The 23,717-nt window shown below is 69.1% G+C and carries 20 protein-coding genes; 5 read left to right on the top strand and 15 right to left on the bottom strand.

All coding sequences use genetic code 11. The features are described 5' to 3' along the window. Positions 1-116 precede the first annotated feature (116 nt). Positions 117-1,463, top strand: coding sequence for a phosphoribosyltransferase family protein (locus AB5L97_RS10180; RefSeq protein WP_369044628.1), 1,347 nt, complete (start codon positions 117-119; stop codon positions 1,461-1,463). Between the two features lie 14 nt (positions 1,464-1,477). Here AB5L97_RS10180 and AB5L97_RS10185 read toward each other — a convergent pair whose 3' ends face one another. The 12 genes from AB5L97_RS10185 to AB5L97_RS10240 all read right to left on the bottom strand — a co-directional run bounded on the left by AB5L97_RS10185 (position 1,478) and on the right by AB5L97_RS10240 (position 16,160). Further along, complete coding sequence (locus AB5L97_RS10185; protein ID WP_369044629.1) at positions 1,478-1,723, bottom strand: phosphopantetheine-binding protein; 246 nt, start codon at positions 1,721-1,723, stop codon at positions 1,478-1,480. Next, positions 1,720-3,054, bottom strand: a complete 1,335-nt coding sequence (locus AB5L97_RS10190; protein ID WP_369044630.1) for a dihydrolipoamide acetyltransferase family protein — start codon at positions 3,052-3,054, stop codon at positions 1,720-1,722. Before AB5L97_RS10190 ends, AB5L97_RS10185 begins: the two co-directional genes overlap by 4 nt. Beyond that, positions 3,047-4,027: an alpha-ketoacid dehydrogenase subunit beta gene (locus AB5L97_RS10195; protein ID WP_369044631.1), complete on the bottom strand. Its 981-nt coding sequence runs from the start codon at positions 4,025-4,027 to the stop codon at positions 3,047-3,049. The genes AB5L97_RS10190 and AB5L97_RS10195 overlap by 8 nt, the downstream gene beginning before the upstream one ends. Then, the gene (pdhA, locus tag AB5L97_RS10200) at positions 4,024-5,025 is read right to left on the bottom strand and encodes a pyruvate dehydrogenase (acetyl-transferring) E1 component subunit alpha (protein WP_369044632.1); all 1,002 of its coding nucleotides are present in this window, start codon (positions 5,023-5,025) and stop codon (positions 4,024-4,026) included. The genes AB5L97_RS10195 and pdhA overlap by 4 nt, the downstream gene beginning before the upstream one ends. Continuing rightward, positions 5,022-6,824 carry an acetate--CoA ligase gene (gene acsA / locus AB5L97_RS10205; protein ID WP_369044633.1) on the bottom strand — a complete coding sequence of 601 codons (1,803 nt, stop codon included), beginning with the start codon at positions 6,822-6,824 and terminating at the stop codon, positions 5,022-5,024. Before acsA ends, pdhA begins: the two co-directional genes overlap by 4 nt. A gap of 358 nt (positions 6,825-7,182) precedes the next feature. Beyond that, positions 7,183-8,172 carry a hypothetical protein gene (locus AB5L97_RS10210; RefSeq protein ID WP_369044634.1) on the bottom strand — a complete coding sequence of 330 codons (990 nt, stop codon included), beginning with the start codon at positions 8,170-8,172 and terminating at the stop codon, positions 7,183-7,185. Between the two features lie 293 nt (positions 8,173-8,465). Continuing rightward, entirely contained in the window at positions 8,466-9,449 is a 984-nt protein-coding gene (locus tag AB5L97_RS10215; RefSeq protein WP_369044635.1) for a hypothetical protein, read from the bottom strand. A 204-nt stretch (positions 9,450-9,653) separates the two neighbouring features. After that, complete coding sequence (pdxS, locus tag AB5L97_RS10220) at positions 9,654-10,562, bottom strand: pyridoxal 5'-phosphate synthase lyase subunit PdxS (protein ID WP_307958375.1); 909 nt, start codon at positions 10,560-10,562, stop codon at positions 9,654-9,656. A gap of 143 nt (positions 10,563-10,705) precedes the next feature. Continuing rightward, positions 10,706-11,323, bottom strand: a complete 618-nt coding sequence (pgsA, locus tag AB5L97_RS10225; RefSeq protein WP_307958376.1) for a phosphatidylinositol phosphate synthase — start codon at positions 11,321-11,323, stop codon at positions 10,706-10,708. Next, positions 11,313-11,930 carry an HIT family protein gene (locus tag AB5L97_RS10230; protein WP_307958377.1) on the bottom strand — a complete coding sequence of 206 codons (618 nt, stop codon included), beginning with the start codon at positions 11,928-11,930 and terminating at the stop codon, positions 11,313-11,315. Before AB5L97_RS10230 ends, pgsA begins: the two co-directional genes overlap by 11 nt. Before the next feature lies 1 nt (position 11,931). Beyond that, positions 11,932-13,953, bottom strand: coding sequence for a threonine--tRNA ligase (thrS, locus tag AB5L97_RS10235; RefSeq protein ID WP_369044636.1), 2,022 nt, complete (start codon positions 13,951-13,953; stop codon positions 11,932-11,934). A 98-nt stretch (positions 13,954-14,051) separates the two neighbouring features. After that, a complete protein-coding gene (locus tag AB5L97_RS10240) occupies positions 14,052-16,160 on the bottom strand; it encodes a hypothetical protein (RefSeq protein WP_423246780.1) in 2,109 nt (702 codons plus the stop codon). A 92-nt stretch (positions 16,161-16,252) separates the two neighbouring features. Between AB5L97_RS10240 and AB5L97_RS10250 the strand changes: the two genes are divergently transcribed. Continuing rightward, on the top strand, positions 16,253-16,996 hold the full coding sequence (locus AB5L97_RS10250; protein WP_369044637.1) for an SOS response-associated peptidase: 744 nt from the start codon (positions 16,253-16,255) through the stop codon (positions 16,994-16,996). Here AB5L97_RS10250 and AB5L97_RS10255 read toward each other — a convergent pair. Then, complete coding sequence (locus AB5L97_RS10255; RefSeq protein WP_369044638.1) at positions 16,980-20,201, bottom strand: HAD-IA family hydrolase; 3,222 nt, start codon at positions 20,199-20,201, stop codon at positions 16,980-16,982. The genes AB5L97_RS10250 and AB5L97_RS10255 overlap by 17 nt on opposite strands. Positions 20,202-20,381: 180 nt before the next feature. Here AB5L97_RS10255 and AB5L97_RS10260 point away from each other — a divergent pair, with 180 nt between their 5' ends. From AB5L97_RS10260 to AB5L97_RS10270, 3 genes are all read left to right on the top strand, one after another. Further along, positions 20,382-20,897 (top strand): universal stress protein, encoded by a 516-nt coding sequence (locus tag AB5L97_RS10260; RefSeq protein ID WP_369044639.1) that lies wholly within the window; start codon positions 20,382-20,384, stop codon positions 20,895-20,897. A gap of 10 nt (positions 20,898-20,907) precedes the next feature. Then, positions 20,908-21,552: an NADPH-dependent F420 reductase gene (locus AB5L97_RS10265; protein WP_369044640.1), complete on the top strand. Its 645-nt coding sequence runs from the start codon at positions 20,908-20,910 to the stop codon at positions 21,550-21,552. 97 nt (positions 21,553-21,649) lie between these two features. After that, positions 21,650-21,910: a mycoredoxin gene (locus AB5L97_RS10270; protein WP_307958384.1), complete on the top strand. Its 261-nt coding sequence runs from the start codon at positions 21,650-21,652 to the stop codon at positions 21,908-21,910. A 94-nt stretch (positions 21,911-22,004) separates the two neighbouring features. Here AB5L97_RS10270 and AB5L97_RS10275 read toward each other — a convergent pair whose 3' ends face one another. Together AB5L97_RS10275 and AB5L97_RS10280 are read right to left on the bottom strand one after the other, a co-directional pair. Further along, entirely contained in the window at positions 22,005-22,784 is a 780-nt protein-coding gene (locus tag AB5L97_RS10275; RefSeq protein ID WP_369044641.1) for a lipoate--protein ligase family protein, read from the bottom strand. Position 22,785: 1 nt separating this feature from the next. Then, a complete protein-coding gene (locus tag AB5L97_RS10280; protein WP_369044642.1) occupies positions 22,786-23,619 on the bottom strand; it encodes a thioesterase family protein in 834 nt (277 codons plus the stop codon). Positions 23,620-23,717: the final 98 nt, after the last annotated feature.

Consider the following 23,717-nt stretch of genomic DNA (forward strand, 5'->3'; position numbering starts at 1 on the left):
CGATGGATCCGGACTCGGGCGCGTGGGCGCGCAGCACGTCTGGCAGATACGGTCCTTCGCCCCTGCCCTTCGCCGCGGCGGTGAGCGAGAGTGGAAGCGACGTGCGAGGAGGAGCCATGCATGTGTTCAAGGACAGGACCGAGGCTGGCAGGGAGCTCGCCCACGCGCTCTCCTCGTTCCGCGGGCCCAACACCGTGGTGCTCGGCCTTCCGCGTGGTGGAGTGCCCGTCGCGTTCGAAGTCGCCGTCGCGCTGGACGCTCCACTCGACGTGATCGTGGTCCGCAAGCTCGGCGTGCCCTTCCAGCAGGAACTCGCTATGGGAGCCATCGGAGAGAATGGCGTGCGTGTGATCGACGAACGGGTCAGGTCGCTCTCGGGAGTGACCGAGCGCGAATTCGCTCTCGTCGAGCGGCGCGAGCGCGAGGTCCTCGAAGCCCGCGTCGCCCAGATCAGGGCCGTCAGGGCGCCGGAAGACCTCCATGGCAAGACGGCCATCGTCGTCGACGACGGGATCGCCACGGGTTCCACCGCACGTGTCGCGTGCACGATCGCGCGCGGTCTCGGCGCTGCAAGGGTTGTCCTCGCGGTCCCGGTGGCCCCGAAGGACGCCATCGGGGACTTCCCGGAAGCCGACGAGGTCGTGTGCCTCACGACGCCGTCGCCGTTCCGCGCCGTCGGCCGCTTCTACAGCGATTTCTCTGCAACGAGCGACGACGACGTGCTGCACCTGATCGACGCTGCAGCACGCCGCCCGGCCGCTACCTCGCCCCTGAGGGAGCCCGCTCCCCGGCACGAGGACGTGCTCATTCCGGTAGACGGGGTAACGCTCCAGGGAAGCCTGCTCCTGCCGGCGACGGCCGGCGTCGTCGTCTTCGCGCATGGCAGCGGCAGCAGTCGGCACAGTCCCCGCAACCGCGCAGTGGCCCGCGTGCTCCAGAACGCCGGGCTCGGAACGCTCCTGCTGGATCTCCTCTCCCCCGCCGAGGAGCTCGAGAGGCGGGCGGTGTTCGACATCGAGCTCCTCGCCTCACGGCTCACCGAGGCGACGGACTGGCTCCGGGCAGGGCCCGCGGGCCTGTCAAGGCCGGTCGGCTACTTCGGGGCGAGCACTGGGGCCGCGGCCGCACTGTGGGCGGCGGCCGAGCCGGGTGCGCGCATCGACGCGGTGGTCTCCCGAGGCGGACGCCCCGACCTCGCTATCCGGAGGCTCGGCGCGGTTCAGGCGCCGACTCTCCTCATCGTCGGCGGGGCTGACCTCCAGGTTCTCGAGCTGAACCGTGAAGCCGCCAGGTACCTGACCTGTCCGAACCGTCTGGAGATCGTCCCGCGGGCGACGCACCTCTTCGAAGAGCCCGGGGCGCTCGACGCCGTGGCTCGCCTTGCGCGGGACTGGTTCACCGAGCATCTGGGCGGCGGCGCGAACCCCGGGGCCGCACGCAACGCCGCACCCGACGAGGCATGAGTGGCGCGCTGAGGTCACGTCTGATGCGCCGCGACATACGCGACGAGGCCGCCGAACGTCGCGACCTGCGGATAGTCCCGCTCGGGGACGTCCACTGCGGTGGCCTTCGAGATCTGCTCGATGAGGCGAAGGAAGTCCAGCGAGTCGAGGTCGAGGTCCTGGCGTAGGCGGTCGGCGTCGTCGATCTCGTCCGGCTCGAGCTCGGGGGCGATCTCGCGCAGCGCGGCGACGACCGCAGAGCGCGGGTCCAAGGGTGTCATAGCTCCTCCGGGGTGAGCAGGAGTTCCTGGATACGGGTCAGGTAGCGTCCGCCGCCGAGCCCGTCACTCACGCGATGGTCGGCGGAGAGGGTCGCGGTGACGGTGGGGCGCACGCCGATCATCCCGTTCTCGGCCCACGGACGCTCGACGACACGTCCGAAGCCGACCATGGCGACCTGCGGCGGGACGATGACCCCGAAGACGGATTCGACGCCGAGGTCCCCAAGACTCGTGACCGTGATGGTTGCGTCCGCCATCTCTGCTCGGAGCAGATGGCCGGCCCGCGCCCGTGCCACGAGGTCGCGCAGCGCCTCCATGAGCTCGTCGACAGACAGCATGTTGGCATCATGCAGGGCGGGGGCCACGAGCCCGCCTCCGCGCAGGGCCACGGCGACGCCGAGGTGCACGCTCTGACTCGGAGCAAAGGCCCCGTCAGTCCAGAAGCCGTTCACGCCAGGCACCTCATGGGCTGCCACCGCGGCGGCCTTGAGCAGGAACGCCGCCGGGACAAGGCGCTCAGCCACGGAGCGGGCGAGGTTCCGCTCCTGCATGACCGCTGCCGGCCGGGCCAAGTCGATCGTCGTGCTGAGGTAGTAGTGCGGAATCGTCGCCTTGGACTTCGCCATGAGGGTTCCAAGCGCCGCCCGGATCGTCGCGGCCTTGTCCGGTGACGGCTGGGAACCGATGTGACTCGATGGCACCACCGCCGGCTTGCCGGTCTCTGCGGCCGACGGCGGCACCTCCTCGGTCGCTGAGCGCGGACCGGAGGCCGGCGCGCCAGCTGTTTCGGCGGCTGCCCTCCGAACGTCGGCTTCGGACACACTGCCCATCTGGCCGGTGCCGACAACGCCTTCCAGATCGATCCCGAGCCGGGCGGCGAGGCGTCGGGCCAGTGGAGACGACCGCACGCGGTGCGCCCCAGCGACGGCTGGCGGCGCCTCGGCGTGTTCCCGCGGCGCGAGCCTGTTCGCGAACGGCGCTTCCGAGGACGGCTCTCGCGGCGTCGGCTGTTCTTGCGGCGCCTCGGCTGGCAGCGCTTCGGCGTGTTCCGACGGCGCCTCGGCTGGCCGCGTCGGTCCGACCTCGGGCTGGTCTGCACCCGTGCCGAGCCGCAGGATAGGCGTGCCCACCGCAACGGTCTCTCCGAGATCCACGAGGTACTCCCCAACCACGCCGTCCTCGAACGACTCGACATCCATGACGGTCTTGTCGGTGTCCACGACGGCGATGAGGTCCCCCCGGTGCACGGTGTCCCCGGGGTGGACGAGCCACTCGACAACCTTGCCGTGCTCCATGTCCGCTCCGAGCGAGGGCATCGTCAGCTCATGCACGGACCGACACCACCTCGAGCGCCGCAGAGACAACCCGTGCGGCCGAGGGCAGGGCGGCCTCCTCGAGGTGCTTCGCATAGGGCATAGGCACCTCCGCGCCGCAGACACGGGCCACGGGGGCATCGAGATCGTAGAACGCCGTCTCCGCGATGCGTGCGCTGATCTCGCCCGCGAGGCTGCCGCTACGCCACGCCTCGTCGACGATGACCGCACGGTGGGTGCGCGCGACGCTCGCGAGGATCGTCTCCTCATCGAGCGGGCGCAGAACGCGCAGGTCGACGACCTCCGCGCTGACACCCTGGCGGGCGAGCTGTTCCGCGGCGTCGAGCGTGAGCGGGAGCGTGCCCCCGTACGTGATGAGGCTGATGTCGGTCCCCGAGCGGCGCACGGCCGCGCGGTCAATCCCGACAGGCCCCGCGGCGTCGTCGAGCTCCCCCTCGGCGCCGTAGAGCGAGCCGTGCTCGAACAGCAGGACCGGATCGGGGTCCTCGAGGGCAGTCCAGAGCATGCCACGGGCGTCTTCGAGCGTGGCCGGCGCGAGGATCTTCAGGCCCGGGATGTGGGCATACCACCCCTCGAGGCTGTGTGAGTGCTGGGCCCCAAGCTGCCGGCCCGCGCCTGTGGTCATGCGGATCACGATCGGCACGTTGAACTGGCCGCCGGACATGTGCAGGAGCGACGCGGCGCTGTTCACAATCTGGTCTAGGGCGAGGAGGCTGAAATTGACCGTCATGATCTCGACGATGGGCCGCATCCCGCCGAGTGCCGCACCGATTCCGGCGCCCACGAAACCCGACTCGGAGAGCGGCGTGTCCCGGACTCGGGCGGGACCGAACTCCTCGAGCAGGCCGAGGCTTACGGCGAAGCAGCCGCCGTACGCGCCGACGTCCTCGCCCATCAGGAAGACGCGCTGGTCGCGCTGGAGCGCGTCCCGCAGCGCGGCGCGCATGGCCTCCCGATACGTGAGCTTCATGGCGTGCGTCCCTCGCTGTAGACGAAGCGGGTGAGCTCCTCGAGCGGTTCGAGGGTGCCCTGCTCGGCGAACGCGACAGCGTCGTCGACCTCGTCGTCGACCTCGCTCCCGAGCTGGGCCCAAGTCTCGTCGTCGAGGTGCCCGGCGTCGGCCAGCGCCCCGCGGAGCTGGGGAATGGGGTCGCGCTTCATCCACGCGGCGACCTCGGCCTTCTCGCGGTACCGCTCCGGATCGAACATCGAGTGCGCGCGGAAGCGGTACGTCCTCAGTTCGAGGAAGTATGGACCACCGCCACCCCTTACGGCGTCGACCGCGCGGTGAGCTGCATCGGCGACCGCGAGGGCGTCCATGCCGTCGACCTCCCAGGCCGGGACTCCATAGGCCGCCGCCTTGAGCGCAAGGTCCGTCTGGGACTCCGAGCGCGTCAGCGCCGTCCCCATCGCGTAGAGGTTGTTCTCGCAGCAGAACAGGACGGGGAGACGCCACAGCGCGGCGAGGTTCATGCTCTCGTGGAATTCGCCCTCCGCCATGGCGCCCTCGCCGAAGAAACACGCGGTCACTCGATCGCGGCCCTGCATCGCATCGGCGAGGGCGAGCCCGACGGCGAGCGGGAGCCCGCCGGCCACGATCGCGTTGCCGCCGTAGAAGCGCGTCCCAGCATCGAAGAGGTGCATCGAACCCCCACGTCCGCGGCTGCAGCCCTCCGCCTTCCCGTACATTTCCGCCATGAGGCGCCGCGCCGAGACGCCCCGCAGCAGCGCGTGGCCATGCTCGCGATACGTTGCGACCACGGCGTCGTCCGGGCCGAGCGCGTTCATGACGCCAGCCACGACGGCCTCCTCGCCGATCGAAACATGCAGGAAACCGCGGATCTTCTGCTCGGTGTAGAGGCGCACGCACGTCTCTTCAAGGCGCCGTACGCGCAGCATAGCCCTCAGGAGACCCACGGCTGCCTCGGGGTCGGCCTCGAGGAGATCGAGAGAAAGCGCGGTGGTCATGGCCGGACCTCGAGCGTCGAGAGGTCGCCCTCTGGCAGGCCGAGTTCGCGGGCCTTGAGGAGGCGGCGCAGCACTTTGCCGCTGCGCGTGTGCGGGAGCGCCGGGACGAACGCGACCTCGCGCGGTGCCACGGCGGCGCCCAGCCGGCGTCGTGCGAATCCGATGATGTCCAGGCGCGTCTCGTCGGTGGGCTCATGGCTGGCGCGGAGCTCCACGAACGCCTTGACCATCTCTCCGGCCACCGGGTCGGGGACCCCGATGACGCCCGCCTCGGCAACCGCGGGGTGCTCCATGAGGGCGCTCTCCACCTCGAACGGCCCGATGAGGTGCCCCGAGGACTTGATGACGTCGTCGCCGCGGCCCACGAACCAGAAGTACCCGTCGGCGTCGCGCGTCGCGAGGTCGCCGCTGAGGTACCACCCGCCCGCGAAGCATCTCTGGTAGCGCTCCTCCTCGTGGAGGTAGCCGCGGAACATCGAGGGCCACCCCGGGCGTAGGGCGAGCTCTCCGACGCCCCCGGGCTCCGAGACCGGCACGGCCTGACCGTCGCGGAGCACCGGCCGATCGTCGGCGCCGCGCTCGAGAATGGTCGCCTCGACCCCCGGCAGGGGCTTCCCCATCGATCCCGGCCGGATGTCCATGGCTGCGTAGTTGGAGATCATGATGCCGCCGGTCTCCGTCTGCCACCAGTTGTCGTGGATCGGCAGGCCCAGGGCCTCCTGCCCCCACAGCACAACCTCAGGATTGAGCGGCTCACCGACGCTCGCCACGAAGCGCAGGGCGCTCAGGTCGTGTCCGCTCGCGCGCTCGGCGCCGGCCTTCATGTGCATGCGCAGCGCCGTCGGTGCCGTGTACCAGACGTTGACGCGCTGCTCCGCGAGGATCCTGTACCAGCGGTCCACGTCGAGCTCTTCCTCATCGACGATCGTGGTGACCCCGTGCACCAGCGGGGCGATGATCCCGTACGAGGTGCCGGTGACCCAACCGGGGTCCGCGGTGCACCAGTAGACGTCGTCGGGGTGGAGGTCGAGGGCGAAGCGCCCCGTGGCCCAGTGGGCGACGACCGCCTCATGGACGTGCAGCGCGCCCTTGGGCGTGCCCGTGGTGCCGCTCGTGAAGTGCAGGAGCGCGTAGTCGCTCGGCAGGGTCCGCGCTGCCTCGGCATGCGAGGACGCGGCGCGCATTAGCTCTGAGAAGTCGAGCGTATCCGGCTCCGGCGCGCCGTCGGCGTCCACGAGGAGGACGTGCCGCAGCTCGGGCAGGTCGCCGCGGAGGGCCGCGACCTTCTTCCGGTACAGCGAGCGGGTCGTCACGAGGACGCGGCCCCCACCGAGCCCCAGCCGCTGGCGCACGGGGTCGGGACCGAAGGCCGAGAACAGAGGGCAGAACACGCTTCCCGCCTTGAGGGTTCCGAGGACCGCCGCGTACAGCTCGGGCCGACGCCCGAGGAGCGAGAAGACCCTCTCTCCCGGGCCGACGCCGAGGCTTCGCAGGAGGTTGGCGAAACGGTTCACCTGGGCGGCAAGATCGGCGTAGGTGAGGGACGTGACGCCCCCGTCCCCGCGCACGAAGCGCAGGGCCTCGTGGGTTGCGAGCGGGCCGGCCGCGTGGCGGTCCACGGCCTCGTGGGCGATATTGAGCCCACCTCCCGGGAGTCCGGACAGCGCGCTGCGCGCGTCCTCCCAGCGGAACACCGCGCGCTCTGCGTCGTAGTCCGCGAGATGCGGCTCCACGGCCAGGGCGCCGAGGTCTTTATGGATCACCGGCCATGCCGTGCCCGATCGGGTTTCTGCGCTCACGCCTCCATCACACGCCGAGCACCCGATGCGGCCCAGTGCCGAAAGTCCCCGACCGCCACGTTCACGCCGTCCACAGGGCGCGCCTCAGCGAACCAGCCCGCGAACCGATCCGGGTGTCGAGCCGTTCAGAGGACCGACGTGGCCGTGCACCAGATGCACCGCCGGAGGCTGCTTGACTATCAGTACGGCAATCGGCTGTGCGTCGACCTCGCCGGCACTTTCAACGCATAGAGAAGCTCAAGGCCGCGCCGGCTCTCCTCGATTCTGTCCATAAGAGCGATCGGGTTTTACCTGCACAGGCAGGAAAGCGGATCCACCTCGCATCGAATGCGCCCCTCCTTAGTGAACCTCCTCGGCCTCAGGCCTCCCCGTCAGGGACCAAGAACTGCTCGTCCGCGTCGATAGTCATCCGCTCGACCTCGACTCGGTACGCTTCGGCGACTTCGATCGAGTACGTTATGAGTTCGTCGATTCTTGTGTCCGATATCCAACCAGGGCTGGTCTTGCCCCTCTGCCCCCTGCCTTCGAGGCCGAAGAGCGCGTTTGCGCGGCTGCGAAACGATTCTGTTGTCAGGGCTGGAATAGCAAAGCCACTGTTGCTACCTGCATATGAGCTGAATGGGATGCCCACGCGTCCATCCGGGTAGAGTGCGATCACGGCGCGTTGGCCGAATCCGCCGGTTACCGGCGCGCGGGCGGTTAGCGTTGCATGGCCGTCCCGGTAGTACCAGATCCCGTGGCCGAATGACTGCCATGTCCTGATTATCTGTTCGACCGTCTGTCGTAGAGGGGAGTTGGTGAATCGGGACCAGAAATCGTCGGCGGCGGCCAGACCTTCGCTACGCTTTGCTGCGCCCACACTCGCGATGAAGGCATTCGGCCGCACGACGGCGTCGAAAAGCGGTGCCCAGAGGCTGTCACCGATTCTGACGGCGCGCGCCTCGACCAGCCACACTCTGATGCCCTTATCTTGATCCAATTCGGCCAAGTCATTGAGGTACTCGGCGATGGCGCGGAACTCGTCACGATGCTCCTCTGCAATGACCACGAGGCCCCGTGCTCGTGGAGGGGCGACCGCGTATGCGAGCCCGCGGGTCAGATGATCATGGTCTGCGCGGCCATACTGGTTCTCGATCACGAACGAAGTGCCGTCGGCACCTTCAGCGACGATGTCAATTCGACGTCCGCCGCTCGTCGGAACCTCAGTCTTGCCGATTCCTATAAGATCCACCCCGATCGCTGAGCCGATCTCGTCCAGACGATCGGCCAGCAGCGGCGTGAAGTCAGAAGCCTCGCCCTTCCAGGCTTCAGTGAGCCGCCCGAACTCCAGTCTCCCCATCGCAGTCACATTCGAATCGTAGCGCGCGGATCACACCCATCAGGCTTCCGAGCACTTCTCCGCAGGAGAAGCCACAAGCAGGCCCTGACGTCAGGGGTCCAGCTACCTGGCAACTTCACTCAGTTCCGTTGGCTTCGAGCACGCCGTTTGGCATGAGTGCTGGTCCCACCTGTTTGGGAACTCCCACCTGATGGCTGGGGGGCTCGAAACCGAGCTCGTCCTCGTCTGCAATGCCGCCGAGGGAATCGTCAGCCGTCGCACACACCCCGCGTCAGAGGACAGACTTTGAGGCTCGTCCGCTCTCAGATCTCTCTTCGCTCTTGGGTATCGAGCGTTTCGAGCACACGTTCCGGAGTTTCGATCAGTTCGAGCAGGCCGCTCGTCCAGCGTGCCCAACGCACAGGATTGGCGTCATCGGCGAACGACGCGGCCGACGTGAACCGACGCCGGAGATTGATTGGGAGCCGATCAGCCAGCGCCTCGGCGAGACCGCGGGCGGCTCGGACCCCTGGCGGGGGCGGGGGCGGGAGGAACCGGCCGAGCCTTCCAGTCGGAGGGGCCAGCCTCTCCCGCGAGTCCTTCGCCTCATCGAGGGTGGCGACCGCGTATTCGACCCAGGCAGCGTCCCAGGAGTCCGGCAGCGGGATCGCGATCTGTTGGACGCCGGCGATCGCGTCCCGCCCCATAGCCAGAGAGAGCCCGCCCGGATCCTCGTGGTAGTTGAGGTAGCGGGCGACGTCTACTTCTTGGGAGCACACTTCGTCGAGCACCACGTCGCCGACGATGTTGCTCGGGTCGATGAGCCAGCCCTCCCTCACCGCTACTGAGGGCTTCAGGTGGACCCGGTACAGATAGAACTGGGCACCATGGTCGCCCTGGTCCCGGATCCGCCTCAGCATGTTGTGGACTGCGGCCTCGTACGTGCCGACGTGGAGGGCCTTCGCCCGCTGCCTTGCGGCCCAGGAAGCGACCCGATCGGCGCCGCCCATCCGCAAGCGGGTCGCGGGCGTCAGCCAGGCCGCTGGATCGAAGTCCCTCGTCGGCCAGTCCGGGTGAGTACTGGTGTGATACCAGAAGAATCGAGCGACGTCGTCGGCGAGTGCAGGGTCGCCGGGATCGACTGTCACCCGGGGCGAGTCCTCGTGCTCGCAGGTCGTGCCGCAGCCGGGGCACGTCTCCACCGCCTGCTCCCACCGGTCGATCCAGCCCAGATCAACGCCCCACCGATGACCGCATGCCCCGCACAGCATGCACCGATCACGCGAGAAGTCGACCTGTCGTTCCATAGCCCCATTCTCCCGACATGCAGGTCCGCGTCTGTCTCACGGGCATCCGCCTATCACGCCTTCCGGACGCGCTGGAGCCAACTGAGCCTCGAGGGGTACCCATCTTGGACCGCGGCATCAGCCCTGACTGCAGGGCCGAAACGGGCAGGCCCACGCTGCCAAACAAATGGCGGCGTGGGCCTGAATCACCTTGTTTACCAGCGCTTACCAGCCGCGCTCGGCGAGGCGGTGCGGGGCCGGAATGTCGTCCACATTGATGCCGACCATGGCCTCGCCCAGGCCGCGGGAGACCTTGGCGATCATGTCGGGGTCGTCGAAGAAGGTCGTAGCCTTGACGACGGCCGCTGCGCGCTCGGCGGGGTTGCCGGACTTGAAGATGCCGGAGCCGACGAACACGCCGTCGGCGCCGAGCTGCATCATCATCGCCGCGTCCGCGGGGGTCGCGATGCCGCCGGCGGTGAAGAGCACGACGGGGAGCTTGCCGGTCTCGGCGATCTCCTTGACGAGCTCGAACGGGGCCTGGAGCTCCTTGGCCGCCACGTAGAGCTCATCCTCGGCCATCGTGGTCAGGCGCTTGATCTCGGCCCGGATCTTGCGCATGTGGGTGGTCGCGTTGGAGACGTCGCCGGTGCCCGCCTCGCCCTTGGAGCGGATCATCGCCGCGCCCTCGTTGATGCGACGCAGCGCCTCGCCGAGGTTCGTCGCACCGCACACGAACGGCACGGTGAACTTCCACTTGTCGATGTGGTTCTCGTAGTCGGCCGGGGTCAGGACCTCGGACTCGTCGATGTAGTCCACGCCGAGGGACTGCAGCACCTGGGCCTCGACAAAGTGGCCGATGCGGGCCTTCGCCATGACCGGGATCGAGACAGCCTCGATGATCGAGTCGATCATGTCCGGATCGGACATGCGGGACACGCCGCCCTGAGCGCGGATGTCAGCAGGGACACGCTCGAGCGCCATGACAGCGACGGCACCGGCATCCTCGGCGATCTTCGCCTGCTCGACGTTGACGACGTCCATGATGACGCCGCCCTTGAGCATCTCGGCCATGCCGCGCTTGACACGGTTGCTGCCAGTCGTGGGAGCCGAGGCGTTTGCTTCAGTAGACACGTACTCGTCTTTCTTGTCGCGCGAACAGCTTGAAAAAGCTTGAAAACGTCTGTGGGGACACCCCAGTCTATCCCCGGCGGGGAGGCCATGTGACTGGTATGACTCCCAACCTCCGGAAGGCCTCTCAGGGCACCTGCACAGGCTCAGGCGGCGCCGGGTGAATCGGCCTGGGACCGCACTGTGAGGACACGCTGGCACACCGTCACGATGCTCGCGGCGGCGAGGAGCGCGAGCGTGGCCGTGAGGAAGGGCACCGGCAGGCCGAGTCCCACGAGTCCCGTCACGACGAGGGTGGACACGAGCCGCTCAGCCCGTTCGGCGATCCCGACATTTGCCGTGTACCCGAGGGACTCGGCCTTGGCGCGCGCATACGAGACGATGTTGCCCAGTGCGAGGCAGGCCAGGGCGAGTGAACCCGTGGCGAAGTCATGGCCCGCTCCGAAGTACCAGAACGCGATCCCCGCGAACACCGCGCCGTCCTGGACCCGGTCGAGCGTCGAGTCGAGGAAACTCCCCCACCGGCCCGCGCGGTCCGCGAGGCGGGCCATGATGCCGTCGACCACATCGGAGAACACGAAGAGCGTGATGACGACGACGCCCCAGAACAGCTGCCCCAGAGGGAAGAGGATGAGGGCACCGAGCGAGACGCCCAGCGTGCCCGCGAGCGTGACGGCGTCGGGCGAGACGTGCAGGCGCAGGAGGAACGCGGCGACGGGTGTGAAGAGCCTTGTGAACGCGTTGCGCGCGTGCCTATTCAGCACCCGCTGCCGTCCCGTCCTCGGGCCAGGCCTCGGAGAGGATTCGGCGGGTCTCGTCGAGGGTCTGGGTGATCTGCTTCGTCTGGGCGATGATCGGCAGGAAGTTCCCGTCCCCGCCCCATCGGGGCACGATGTGCTGGTGGAGGTGAGAGGCGATCCCGGCCCCACCGGCGTCGCCCTGGTTGATGCCGAGGTTGAACCCGTGGGGTCCGGAGACCTTGCGGATCACGCGCATGGCGGTCTGCGCGATCGCGGCCATCTCCGCGGTCTCCTCCGCCGTGATGTCCGTGTAGTCGGGCACATGACGGTAGGGGCACACGAGAAGGTGGCCCGGGTTGTAGGGGAACAGATTGAGGACGGCATAGGCTGTGCGGCCGCGGTGCACGATGAGGGACTCTTCGTCGCTTCGGCCCGGGGCCGCGCAGAACGGGCAGTCGTCCTGGTTGCGGAACTGGCCCTGCCCGCCCTTGACATAGGCCATGCGGTGCGGAGTCCACAGGCGCCCGAAGGCATCCGGCGCTCCGGGCAGCTCGAAGCCGTCCGTCACCTCGGCATCCATCGCGGCCTCGGAGCTGGCGCGCCGCTCACCGACACCCGTGGACTCCGCCATGTCAGTTCGCCCTCGTGCGCACGGCCTCGACGATGCGCTCGATCGCCGTCTCGATCGGCACGCCGTTGTCCTGGCTGCCGTCGCGGAACCGGAACGAGACGGCGCCAGCCTCCGCGTCCTCGCCGCCCGCAATGAGGACGAACGGCACCTTCTCCTTGCTGGCCGTGCGGATCTTCTTCGGGAAGCGGTCGCTCGAGGCGTCCACCTCGGCACGGATCCCTTCCTTCCTGAGGCGATCCACGACGTCGTACAGGTAGTCGTTGAACGCCTCGGCGACAGGAACCGCCACGACCTGCACCGGCGCGAGCCACGCCGGGAAGGCCCCCGCGTAGTGCTCCGTCAAGACGCCCATGAACCGCTCGATGGATCCGAACTTGGCCGCGTGGATCATGACCGGCTCCTGGCGCGTGCCGTCGGCGGCCTGGTACTCGAGGCCGAAGCGCGCAGGCTGGTTGAAGTCGTACTGCACGGTCGACATCTGCCACGTGCGCCCAATCGCGTCGCGGGCCTGGACTGAGATCTTGGGCCCGTAGTAGGCGGCTCCGCCCGGATCCGGGACGAGCTCGAGGCCGGTCTCGAGGGCAACCCGCTCGAGGACGGCCGTCGCCTCCTCCCACTGCTCGTCCGTGCCGATGAACTTGTCCGACTCGGGGTCACGCGTGGACAGCTCGAGGTAGAAGTCATCGAGCCCGAAGTCCCGCAGGAGTGACAGGATGAAGTCGAGCAGGTGCTTGACCTCGCCCGGCGCCTGCTCCTTGGTCACGTAGGAGTGCGAATCGTCCTGGGCGAAGCCGCGCACGCGGGTCAGGCCGTGGACCACGCCGGACTTCTCGTAGCGGTACACGTGGCCGAACTCGAACAGCCGCATCGGAAGTTCGCGGTAGGAACGTCCGCGGGACCGGTAGATGAGGTTGTGCATGGGGCAGTTCATCGCCTTGAGGCGGTAGTCCTGGCCCGGCTTGGTGATGTTGCCGTCCTCGTCGCGCTCCTCGTCCACGTGCAGCGGCGGGAACATCGTGTCGGCGTAGTACGGGAGGTGGCCCGACGTGTGGAACAGCCCATCCTTCGAGATGTGCGGCGTCCCAACGTACTGGAAGCCCTCCTCGATGTGCCGGCGGCGGACGTAGTCCTCCATCTCGCGCTTGATGATCCCGCCCTTGGGATGGAACACCGGCAAGCCAGATCCGAGCTCGTCGGGGAAGGAGAAGAGGTCCAGCTCGGCGCCGAGCTTGCGGTGGTCGCGGCGCTCCGCCTCCGCGATGCGGTCCTGGTACTCCTTGAGCGCCTCCTTGGTCGGCCATGCCGTGCCGTAGATGCGCTGGAGCTGCTTGTTCTTCTCGGACCCGAGCCAATAGGCGGCCGCCGACCGGGTGAGCGCGAAAGCGTTCGAGATGAGCTTCGTGTTGGGCAGGTGCGGGCCGCGGCACAGATCGCACCAGACGACGTCGCCGCTCTTGCGTTCGATGTTGTCGTAGATGGTGATCTCGCCGGCGCCGACCTCGACGTTGGCGCCCTCCTTCGCGGCTCCTTCGGACTGGTTGTCCTTGGCCCCGAGGATGATGAGCTTGTACGGCTCGTTGGCCATGGCGGCGCCGGCCTCGACCTCGGTCACGACGCGGCGCCGGAACACCTGATTCTGGTTGACGATCTTGAGCATCATCTTCTCGAGGGCCCGCAGGTCCTCGGGCGTGAAGGGCTCGTCGACGTCGAAGTCGAAGTAGAAGCCGTCCTTGATGTACGGACCGATGCCGAGCTTCGCATCGGGGCGGAGCTGCTGGACCGCCTGGGCCATGACGTGGGCGGTCGAGTGACGCAGCACATTGAGCCCGTCCTCGCTCGCGATGTTGACGCCCTCGACCTGGGCACCTGCGGGGATCGGCTGGTCGAGGTCCTTGAGGACCCCGTCGACGCGCATGACGACGATCTCCCGCCGGCCGTCGAAGACCTCGGTTCCCGTGGTGCCCACCGTCACGGTGCTTGGCTCACCGTCGACGGTAATGGTGGTCTGCTGGGCATCTGACACGGGGTCTCCTCTTCATCTGTGCGGCTTCATAGCTTGTGGCGTACGGGGACCACAGCCAGCCACGGACAAGCCTAGCGGAAACGGGGTCCTGCCCCCGGTCACCGCCCGCGGGCGCCCATCCCCTGCCCCGCGCCCTCGAGTTCGAGCCGCAGCTGGCCCTCGCCAGGGGCGCCGTGAGGTGCCGGCCTCGCCGGCTCCGCGAGTCGCGCCAGCTGGGCGACGAGGTCCGCTCGGCTCTCGAGGTCTGCGGCGGCCCGGTACAGGGAATCGAAAGCACCGAGCTCGGCGAGTCGTCGTGTAGGTCCGTCGCGCAGCTGGGCGCGGACCCGGACGTCCGAAACCGATGCGTAGGGCTGATGCGCCACGAGCCGCTCCAGCTCGCGGCGCGATAGACCGCCGGTGCCCGTCAGGGCAGGCCGGACGCCCAGCTTCCCCGCGTCGGGCCCCGAGGCAATCCGCTCGACCTGGTAGGACTTCCGGCTCTCGTTGACGTCCAGGGGCAGGACAGGGACGCCTAGGCGCCGCGCCTCGGCGGAGAGGAGCCGCCCGGGGTCGGTCCCGCCGTCGTGCTCGGCGATCCCGGCCAGATACGCCGCGGGATGGTAGGCCCTGAGCCAAGCGCACTGGGCATCAAGGACGGTGGAGCCGTCCGCGGGCTCGGCGGCGTCCAGATCGATGACAGACCCCTCGACACGAGCGGCCTCCAGCGCAGCATGGGCAACGACACTCAGCCTGCGCTCGCCTCGGATCTCGATCGTGAGCAGGCCCAGACGCTCGATTTCCTCCCTGCCGAACTGGCTCACCGGCACACCCATCCCGCTCGGCTCCGCGGGGACGCGGTCCAAGAGGCTCGCGTCGCCGATGACCACGCCGAATGACGCCGCGTCGGCGGGCCGTGGGCTGGGCACCTCGGGAGGCCGGCCGAGAAGTTCGGGCTGGCGGCCGCCTTCATCGGAGGCCGCGTCCTCTGGCCGGTCGTGGGACAGATCGCCGTCCCTGCCTCGGCCCTGTGCTCGTACGAGGACCACCCGGTCGGCACCGAAGTGCCTGGCGATGGTGCGATAGACGGTACGCAGTTGAGTGGTTTCCACGTCGAGGCCTGGCGCTGCTCCGGCCGCGAGGCCCCGCGCCCCGGTACCGCGCTCAGCGGAACGCAGCCCCGCGGTGCGCAGGAGATCCGCGACGGCGGCGACGGAGTCGGGGCCCGAGGGATCCGGGCCCGAGGGATCCGGGCCGGCTGTCCACCCGACATCGGACGCCGGGTCGAGCCGGCAGCGATCTGCGATGCGCTCGGTATTGGACAGGAGGTTCTCAAGGTCAGCCCCACGCAGGCCGGCTGCACCGATGAGCGCCGCGCCGATCTCCCGCATCGCGTCCGCGGGCTTGAACCACGCCTCCCCAGCCTCCTCGACGCACTGCACCGCGTTGCTCAGCACCGCGGGGACGCCGTGCTCGCTCGCGAGACGCAGCATCCGGACGGCTCGGGAGGTGCTCAGCGGCTCGCCGGGCGGGCTGAGGTGCGTGACAAGCTCGACGGCGAGTACCCCGGCCGGCATCGCGCGGGCCCATTCGCGGAACAGAGTCCGCGGACGCAGGAATTTCGGCCCGCCCATCGCCAGCCCCACGTCCGAATCCGGGCCCACGAGCACCGTCAGGACGGGCCTGCCGCTCTCGGGGTCGAGGCAGCGTGCGGCGAGCTCCGATCGCAGGACCCCCGCCGGCACCCGGCCTCCCGAGCTGGCGGCATTCCTTCCGCGAGTGTGCGCGTGCGCATCGGACACGAGCCGGCACAGAGCCCTCCAGCCGGCCCCACCGTTAGCGCCGTGCGCGAGCACGACGACGCGCCCCGCCACGCCGGCCGACCCGCGGCTCGGTCTCCGGCCGCCCGCTTTTCCCCCAATCTCGCGGGCCTCGATGCTGCCGTGCTCCGCGCCGTCGGCCGCCGCACTGTCCTGCCCCTCATCGAGCGGCCCGCCCTCCGGTTCCTCCGGCTCCGCAAGCACCGCGAGATCGACCCCGACGATCGGCGCCAGGCCCCGCTCGAGGCAGGTACCGACATGCTCGACTGCGCCGTACAGGCCATCGCGGTGGGTGCGTGCGAGCGCCGTCGCCCCGTCGGCGAGCGCCGCCTCGGCCAACTCTTCGGGCCCGGGACCGGAGCTGGGTGTGCCGGAGGAAGGCGACACATGCAGGTGTGTGAAGGGCAAGCGGCGCTCCCAGGGCCAAGGAATCCGGTGAATCACCATCGAAGATAGCTTCGAACAGGCTCAGCTTAGCGTCGGCCGGGAATAATGGCCTCATGTGCGGCAGATACGTCATGGCCCGCGACGTGGGCGACCTCGTGGCCGAGTTCGATGTCGACGAGACCTACGTCGACTCCCTCGAGCCCTCGTACAACATCGCTCCTACCGACCCTGTGCCGATCATCCTCGATCGGCGCGACAAGGTGTCCGGGGACCACTCCCGGAAGCTGGTGACCGCACGCTGGGGCCTGGTTCCGCCGTGGTCGAAGGACACGAAGTCGGCCGCGCGGCTCATCAACGCCCGGCGGGAGACGGTCACGGAGAAGCCGTCCTTCCGCAAGGCCGCCGCGTCGAAGCGTGCGCTTGTTCCCGCGGACGGGTACTACGAGTGGGAGAAGCGTGAAGTGCCCGGCGCTGCCGAGGCGGCCGCGAAGGGCGTGAAGATCGAGAAGGTACCCACGTTCCTCCACGCGTCCGACGGCGGTGTGCTCGCCTTCGCTGCCCTCTTCGAGAACTGGCCCGACCCTGCACTCCCCCCGGATGACCCCGAGCGGTGGGTGCGCACGTGCACGATCCTGACCGGGCCGGCGTCGGACTCCTTGGGCTACATCCATGACCGGACCCCGGTGATCGTCCCGCGCGCGATGTGGGCGGACTGGCTCGACCCGGAGACGACGGGCGAGGCGGACGTCAAGGCGCTCATCGATGCGATGCCGGAGCCGCACCTCACGCCACGGATCGTGGGCAGCCTCGTGAACAGCGTCCGGAACAACGGGCCGGAGCTCATCGCGCCGGCGTAGGCCAAGGACGAGGCTGGCCCGCCTGGATGCGGAAGCGGTGGGACGTGCCGCAGCGCAGCAGGATCTCCTCGCCCTCCACCCGGATCCGCACCGGCCCAGCGTCGCCGCTCGCCGAGGAGACCCGGAGCTGATCCTGCCCCAGGTCGACGTCGAGCAGCTGATCCCGGTACCGCACACGGAATGTCACCGAGCGCAGCCCGTCGGGCAGCCGGGGAGCGAAGATCAACGCGTCGCTTGTGAGCCGGAGGCCCGCGAAGCTGCGCTGGACGACGTCGATCGATCCGGCCATCGCGCCGAGATGGATTCCCGCGCGCGTGGTGCCGCCCTGGGTGTCGTCGAGGTCGGCGTCGAGCGCCTCGCAGAAGGTGTCCCATGCCCGTTCCGAATCCATGCCGGCAAGCACTGACGAGTGCGCCACCCGGCTGAGGGTCGAGCCGTGGGCGGTCCTAGCGAGGTAGTAGTCCACTGTCCGTGCCAGCTGCTCCGCGGTGACGGTGTAGCCGAGCCGTCCGAGCAGCGCTGTGAGCTCGGTGGGGCCGAACAGGTAGAGCAGCATGAGGGCGTCTGCCTGCTTGGCCAACTGGTACCGGTTGGTGCTGTCCCCCTCGGCCTCGAGGATGAGGTCGAGGCGTTCGATGTTGTGGTAGCGGTCCCTGTACGCGTCCCAGTCCAGCTCGGCCAGGTCGCCGTATCCGGCGAACTGGCTCATGATGCCTTCGCCGTGGAACGGCACCGACATCCGCCGGCCCATGCGCGCCCAGAGCTCGGGCTCGGCGGGCTCTATACGGAGCCGGTCGGCGAGGTCGTCCCGGTCGTGGCCCTGAACGACGTGCAGGAGGTGGGCCGCCTGATGGCACACCCATGCGGCCAAGACATTGGTGTAGGCGTTGTCGTCGATGCCGGATGACGGCCGGCCAGGGTAGCCCGTGTGATACTCGTCGGGGCCCATCACCCCGCGGACGTGGTAGCGGTCCTCCAGCGGGTCGTACTCTGCCATCGATGCGAAGAGCCGCGCGACCTCGATGATGAGCTCCGCGCCCTGGCGCAGGAGCCAGAACCTGTCGTGCGTCGCCTCGAAGTACTGCCACGCGTTGAAGGCCACGGCGAGGCCCACATGCCGCTGCAGCCGGGAGTAGTCAGGCATCCAATGGCCGGACCTTCGATTGAAGATCCACCGAGGAGTCTCCTCCCGCCCGTCGCTGCCGCTCTGCCACGGGAACAGCGCGCCGCGGAGACCGAGCCCGGCCGCAGCGTGCCGTGCCTCGGGCAGGCGCCGCCAGCGGTACGCGATGAGAGCCCTCGCCACGGCCGGCAGACGCGAGGTGATGAGAGGCAGGACGAACAGCTCGTCCCAGAAGACGTGCCCCCGGTAGCCTTCACCATGCAGTCCGCGGGCCGGGACTCCCACGTCCAGATCTTCGACGAACGGGGCGAGGGCCTGGAGGACGTGGAAGACGTGAAGGTTGACGGCGAACTGCACGCTGGGAGCAGCATCGAGCTCAACGGTGAAGAGATGGAGGAACCGCTGCCAGGCTGCAGAATGGCTCGCGAGGAGCTCTTCGAAGGTGCCCGGCGAGCGCCTGAGCACGGCGGCGGCTCCCGTGCGGGCCGACGAGAGGGCGTGGTCCCTCGACGTCGCGAAGGCGGCCGTCTTCGTCAGGCGGACCGGCCGTCCGTCGTCGAGCCGCAGGGCGAACTCGTGGAAATGCAGCGCGCCGACACAGCCGTCGCTCACGTCCCCGCGCGCTGACCCCGTGACACGGTTCCGGAGCGCCACAGCGATGCGGATGCGGCTCTGGATCGTCTCTGCCTCGGCGACCAGAGTGGCATCCAAGTCCCCGGTTCCCTCATCGACGTCGGGAGGGGCTGTCTCCTCCGTAGGGCTCACGTCGCGCACATGGCGGTGCGCGAGGAGCGTGTCCTCGAGGACGTTCTCGTTGCTCACGTCGAGGTCCACGCCGCTGCGCATCGTTACCTGGCCACTCCAGCCCTCGGCGGTCACGCTTGTCTCGAGGGCCATGAGCTGCGGGAGTGCCATGGAGACGAACCGACGCTGTGCCACGGTGATCCGCCGACCGCCGTCGTCCTCGAGGGTGGCCTCCCGCATGAGCACCGCCTGCTGCATGTCCAGGACGCGCCGCTCGGAACGCACGGTGAGACCGCCCATGGACCACCAGACTCCGCCCTCGATCCGCAGGTCGAGGTGGAGCCAGTTGGGTGCATTGACCAGATGCTCGTCTTCGGTCTCCTCCTCTTCCACGCGGTTGACTACGCGGTTGTAGATGCCGCTGAGGTAGGTGCCCGGATAGCCCGGACCCGCCCTGCCGCTCTCCGGTGCTGCGCCGCGCACTCCGACATAGCCGTTGCCGAGGGTCGTCAAGGCCTCACGGTGCCCCTCGTGGCCCGCGTCGAAGCCCTCGTACACCAGATGCCACGGGTTCGCGACGACGAGTCCCAGATCGAGCTCTCCCACGTCGTCGAGGACCACGTCGGCCCCCGCGTCGCTGAGCTCGGGGCGATGGCCTGAACGGTCGATACCGACCACGAGGCCAAAGCCGCCTTGGCGCGCAGCCTGGACTCCCGACACCGAGTCCTCGATGACGACGGCGCGTCCCGGATCGACGTGGACCCGCCGCGCCGCCTCGAGGAAGACATCCGGTGCCGGCTTTCCGGCGAAGCCCGCCGCGGCGGCGTCGGCGCCGTCGAGGACACAGTCGAAGATGCCCTCGAGTCCGGCCGCCCTCAGGATCGCCGGGGCGTTCCTGCTAGCCGTCGCGAGGACGACCGGGACACGCCCAGCCCTGAGGCGGCCAAGGAGGTCGACCGTCTCGGGAAACACCGAAACGCCCGTCGCTTCGAGGCGCCGATGGAAGATCCGGTTCTTGCGGGCCCCGAGACCGAACGCCGTCCAACGATCCGCCGGATCCCCCGCATCGCCTCGCGGCACGGCGACGCCGCGTGCGGCGAGGAACACGAGAACGCCCTCTTCGCGCGGCCGCCCATCCACGAACGCGCGGTAGTCGGCCCGCCTGAACGGCGAGGCATCCGTTCCCGGTGGGATCCGCGGGTCACGCAGGACTGCGTCGAAGAGCTCTCGCCAGGCGGCCTCGTGCACGGCCGCAGTGTCGGTCACCACACCGTCGAGGTCGAAGATCACCGCGTCGAACGGGGGGCGTGCTGCTTCGAGGGTTGGCGATCGGGTCATGGCCCGGCTCCTTTCGGCGCCTGAGGTCAGTTTGGGCAGTCGCCGCCGCAACGGCAAGGGCCAGGTCATCGGCCGTCGCCCTCGCGGCTGGACCTGCCTCGCCGTGATCGACCACGGCGGCGGGCCCTACGTGGCCTTAGGCCCTATCCCAGCCATTCCGGCGAACCTACTCTCGGTGGCATGAATGGGACAGAGGCAGGAACAGCCCTCGCGGGCATCGTCGTCGGCGTGGACGGATCACCCCTCTCCGTCGAGGCGCTGCGCTGGGCAGCACGGCTTGAGCCCGTCGTCGGCGGGCCGATCACCGCGGCCACGGTCTGGCAGTTTCCCGTGGCCGGGGCGGGCACCTCGTACTCGCGCTTGGACTGGGACGCCGAGGGCGATGCCCGGGGAATCCTCGAGCAGGCCGTCGAGGACGCCTACGGAGGCACTCGCCCTGCGGGGCTCACCACTCTGGTGGCCTCGGGCCCAGCGGCCCACACCCTCATTGAGAACAGCCGGAACGCCAGGCTCCTCATCGTCGGCTCGCGCGGCATCGGGGGCTTCATGGGGCTCCTCCTCGGCTCGGTGAGCGGGGCCTGCGCGGAACACGCACACTGTCCCGTCCTCGTGCTTCATCCCTCCGGAGACTCGGGGGCGGCCAGTGCCGCAGACGCAGGCAAAGCGACAACACCCGCTGGAAGCACGGACGCCTGAGGAGAGAGCGATGACAGCGCAGATCACCATCATCGGCAGCGGACACATGGCGCGGGCACTGGCACGGGCGGCGCTGCGGGCCGACCGCACCGTGCAGATCCTCGGTCGCAATGGCAGCCAGACCCGCGACCTCGTCGAGTCCCTCGGCCCGGGCGCGACCGGCGGAATCGTCGGCGCGCCGGTCGAAGGAGGGATCGTCATCCTGGCGGTCCCGTACGGGGAGGTCCACCCTGTGCTCCTGGAACTCGGCGACGGAATCGAGGGGCGCGTGATCGTGGACATCGCCAACCCCATCGATGTGTCCACCTTCGACCGGCTCCTCACCCCTGCCGGAACCTCCTCCGCAGAGGAAGTCGCCGCGATCGTCAACGGCCGCGCCGACGTGGTGAAGGCCTTCAACACCGTCTACGCCGGCCCGCTGGAAGCAGGCTCGGTGGACGGCCAGCATCTGGACGTCTTCATCGCAGGAGACTCGGAGGCCGCCAAGGAGAAGGTCAGCGCGCTCGTCGCCCGGTCGCAGATGCGACCCATCGATGCCGGGCCGCTTCGCCGCGCCCGGGAGCTGGAGGCCATCATGCTCCTGGTCTCCGGCCTCCAGGTGAGCCCCGCACACGAGAACTTCAACTGGGACACGTCGCTGCGGATCCTGCCGTAGAGTCGTGCAGGTCACCGCCACGGACCGTGCGGTGAGGGAATACCGTTGCGCCGCAGGTCGTTGCGCGAGGTAACCCCCTACACCGAGGAGTTCCTGCATGGACAACTTCACCCCCGCCGACGGCACGATCACCATGTTCTCGACCACCTGGTGCGGTTACTGCAACCGGCTCAAGAAGCAGCTGGACGCCCAGGGCATCGGCTACACCGAGGTGAACATCGAGGAGGTCGACGGCACGGCGGAGCTCGTGGAGAAGCTCAACGGAGGCAACCGCACCGTCCCGACGGTGATCTTCCCTGACGGCTCGGCTGCGACCAACCCGTCCGCGTCGCAGGTGAAGGCGAAGCTCTCGGTCTAGTACAGCACCCAGAGGGTGCGCACCCTTATTTTGTCGTGCCCAACGGGTCGACGTCCCGTCTGGCCCCTGGCTGGCGGGCGTGGCGCGGCGGCTCTCAGGCGACCGCCCCGCGCTCGCGGTACATGGCCAGCAGCGCGGTCTCGACCGCATCGACGGTGAGCCCGGGCACCAGATCGTCGGCCGCCCCGGCGGTAGCCGGGTCGAACGGAAGCGCGAGCGCCCGGTACACGTCGGTGAGAACTGCCCTGACGGGCTCGGCGTCGCTCACCACGAAGACGGAGGAGAAGAGCCAGGCTCCGGCGACCACCCTCTGGGCCGTGCCCACGAGCTTGAGCCGGCCAGCCGCCGTCGTGCGTCCCGAGACGGCGGTGCCGGTGCCGAACCCGACGGGCACCCCGTGGACGCTGTACTCGCCGGGGCAGTACTCGTCCGGGATCTCGCCCACGCGGGCATCGACTCCGAGCGCCTGCAGAACGCCTGCGTAGAGGGCGCCGAACACCTCGAACCGATGCCGGTGGCCCACCATGGCCTCGCGCGCCGGCTCGATGTGGTCCACGATGAGCGTGCCCTCATGGTAGGCGGCCGCCCGCCCGCCGGCCTTGCGGACCACGGGCTCGAAGCCGTGCGCACGGGCAGCGTCCCGGGCCGCATCGAATCCTGCGAGACGGGTGTCCCGCTGGCCGAAGGCCAGGGTGGGGCGGGGGCGGTAGAGGCGGAGCGTGCCTCCCCGGACTCCGCGCTTGACCTCGTCGAGCAGCTCGGTAGCGTGGACCAGCTCGGCCGCGGCGCGCTCAGCGCCGGAACCGCCGTCCGGCACTCCGCTGCCCCGGACCAGGCCGAGCTGCACGCTCTCGCCGTCATTCCATTCCGCCATGTCAGCTCCGGCGCAGGGTGAGGATCTGCTCGGCTCGGCCGAAGGGCCCGTCGGCATCGTGCAGGACCGAGGAGGTCAGACCGATGCCGTCCGCGCCGAAGGACACCGCATTGTCGATCCCGAGCCACTCGCCGCGCGGCTCCCGGTACATGTGGATCTGCAGGTCGACGTTCGGGAACGCCCAGCTTCCCTGTCCTGGCGGGACGCGCGTGGCGATGCCGTTGGCCGTGTCCACAAGGCCCATGAGGCGCACCCAGTCGGGGCTCTCCGCCCCGCCGACCAGCGGATGCGCAGTCCGGATCCAGACCGTCCCGTTCCCGGAGCGATGATGGGGCGCCTGGTACATCTCAAGCGAGCGGATGTAGCCGCCAGGCCACTCCGTCGAACCGTCCCAGCGCTCGCACTCCTCGACCGGAGGGATTGCGGGGTCCTCGACCGCGGCGACCGCGGAGCTGTCCGTCGTGATGAGCCGCCAAGCGCTTGCGCGGATCGCGACGCGGCCCCGGGCGGTGAGTTCGGCCTCGACGAGCTCGATCGTCTTCCCGGGGCGGACGGTGCGCACGGTAACCTCGAACTCGCCAGCGTGAATGAGACCGAGGATCTCGTAGCTGATGCGGGCGATCCGCAGATCGGGGCGCGGCTCGTGCTGGGCGAGCGTGTGGGCGAGGATCCCCGAGGCGGGGGCCATGTGCTGTTCGTGGGCATTCCAGGCGCCTTGCGCGTGGATCGTCGAGCGGAAGCGTCCGCCGCCGAGGTCCTCGTAATAGAACTCGCCGACTGCCAGCCCCGGCAATACCCCGTCAGGCTCGGCCTTCGGCACGACCTCTAGCGTCACGTCCCACTCCTCTCCGGGTCCGCCACACGCTGGGCGGCCCCATCCAGACTATCTCCAGCGGTCGGCGGGACTAATTCGAGCCGAAGGGAGGTTCCCCT

It is taken from the genome of Sinomonas sp. P10A9 (assembly GCF_041022165.1).
GTDB classification, from domain to species: Bacteria; Actinomycetota; Actinomycetes; order Actinomycetales; family Micrococcaceae; genus Sinomonas; species Sinomonas puerhi.

Excerpts from the sequence above, each read along its gene's own strand:
- AB5L97_RS10215 (WP_369044635.1), bottom strand. The coding sequence starts at position 9,449 with ATGGAACGACAGGTCGACTTCTCGCGTGATCGGTGCATGCTGTGCGGG.
- AB5L97_RS10275 (WP_369044641.1), bottom strand. The coding sequence starts at position 22,784 with ATGGCGGAATGGAATGACGGCGAGAGCGTGCAGCTCGGCCTGGTCCGG.
- AB5L97_RS10185 (WP_369044629.1), bottom strand. The coding sequence starts at position 1,723 with ATGACACCCTTGGACCCGCGCTCTGCGGTCGTCGCCGCGCTGCGCGAG.
- AB5L97_RS10270 (WP_307958384.1), top strand. The coding sequence starts at position 21,650 with ATGGACAACTTCACCCCCGCCGACGGCACGATCACCATGTTCTCGACC.
- AB5L97_RS10195 (WP_369044631.1), bottom strand. The coding sequence starts at position 4,027 with ATGAAGCTCACGTATCGGGAGGCCATGCGCGCCGCGCTGCGGGACGCG.
- AB5L97_RS10265 (WP_369044640.1), top strand. The coding sequence starts at position 20,908 with ATGACAGCGCAGATCACCATCATCGGCAGCGGACACATGGCGCGGGCA.
- AB5L97_RS10255 (WP_369044638.1), bottom strand. The coding sequence starts at position 20,201 with ATGACCCGATCGCCAACCCTCGAAGCAGCACGCCCCCCGTTCGACGCG.
- pdhA (WP_369044632.1), bottom strand. The coding sequence starts at position 5,025 with ATGACCACCGCGCTTTCTCTCGATCTCCTCGAGGCCGACCCCGAGGCA.
- AB5L97_RS10250 (WP_369044637.1), top strand. The coding sequence starts at position 16,253 with ATGTGCGGCAGATACGTCATGGCCCGCGACGTGGGCGACCTCGTGGCC.
- AB5L97_RS10260 (WP_369044639.1), top strand. The coding sequence starts at position 20,382 with ATGAATGGGACAGAGGCAGGAACAGCCCTCGCGGGCATCGTCGTCGGC.
- AB5L97_RS10230 (WP_307958377.1), bottom strand. The coding sequence starts at position 11,930 with ATGGCGGAGTCCACGGGTGTCGGTGAGCGGCGCGCCAGCTCCGAGGCC.
- AB5L97_RS10180 (WP_369044628.1), top strand. The coding sequence starts at position 117 with ATGCATGTGTTCAAGGACAGGACCGAGGCTGGCAGGGAGCTCGCCCAC.